Source organism: Leucobacter faecis, from assembly GCF_054456635.2.
In genome coordinates this window covers 1-580 of record NZ_JBTJEP020000046.1, presented here as the reverse complement: position 1 = coordinate 580, position 580 = coordinate 1, and the positions used below count along the sequence as shown (strand labels likewise).

1 protein-coding gene is annotated in these 580 nt (G+C 62.2%); it reads right to left on the bottom strand.

Translation table 11 applies throughout. The features are described from left to right. Positions 1–494 (bottom strand): ATP-binding protein (locus tag ACXR2T_RS15785; RefSeq protein ID WP_489945564.1); only part of this gene is annotated, 494 nt, incomplete at its 3' end. Positions 495–580 lie beyond the last annotated feature (86 nt).

The following is a 580-nucleotide window of genomic DNA, read 5'->3' as shown; positions in this document are numbered from 1 at the left end:
TGGTAGGCCGCATACTTACGCAAGAACTTCTCCTTCCCGCCAGGTTTGTCCTCTGCCGCATGCCACGCCTCTTCAAGGTCAGGCATCCGGATGTAGAGCGCCCGATACTGGTGTTGGCAGGCCGCCCGAGTGAGCGCTGACCCCAAATAGGTTTTCCCTGACCCGGTGAACCCTTGGAACACGACGTTCTCGGCCCGGCTGGCGAACGTGCACGTGCCTAGCTGCGCGATGACGCCCCGGTCGAGGCCACGCTCCTCAAGCAAATCAAGCCGTCTGAGCTCAGCGTCCGGGTAGCGCAGGCCAGCCCGCCGGATGAGCCCTTCGATTTTGGATTGCGAGAACGATGCATGGGCGTCATCTACGGCGAGCTTAATGCGCTCACTAAACGGCATCCCGAGGGTGAGGGTGTCGTCTTGCCCGGTCAACGCGTCAACGAGCGCGGTGGCTCCCATTTCGCGGAGCTTGTGCTTGGTGTCGGTATCGATGATCGTCATTATGCGTTCCCTCCGTAGTAGGCAGCGCCACGCACATACCCCGTCGCCGCGGCGGTATCGCCAGTCGCCAGGGCGTCACTGAACCG